Genomic DNA, 258 nt, shown 5'->3' with positions numbered 1-258 from the left:
CCAACCGGGAGCGCCAGGAGTTCGAGGAGCTGGTGGCGTGCACCTCCGCGCCGTACGTGCTGCGGGTTCCCGTCGCCGCCGCCGGCGGGGAGTTCGAGAAGCTGGTCCGGCCGGTGGCCCGCGGCGCGACCGAGGGCGCCGACCGGCTGCTGCCGATGGGTGAGGTCGCCGCCTCGGTGCGGGAGGCGACGGGCGACCGGGACATCCCGGACCGTGTCCCCGTCGGCTTCCAGTACCAGAACACGCTCCTCGCCGACC

General features: G+C 75.2%; 1 protein-coding gene. It reads left to right on the top strand.

The genetic code is table 11. The features are described 5' to 3' along the window. On the top strand, positions 1-258 hold a 258-nt coding region (locus tag E0D90_RS27025), incomplete at both ends, for a hypothetical protein (RefSeq protein ID WP_157996973.1).

It is taken from the genome of Streptomyces otsuchiensis, from assembly GCF_004305975.1.
Taxonomy (GTDB): Bacteria; Actinomycetota; Actinomycetes; order Streptomycetales; family Streptomycetaceae; genus Streptomyces; species Streptomyces otsuchiensis.
The sequence above is the reverse complement of the archived record's forward strand: the minus strand, read 5'-3'. Positions and strand labels throughout refer to the sequence as shown.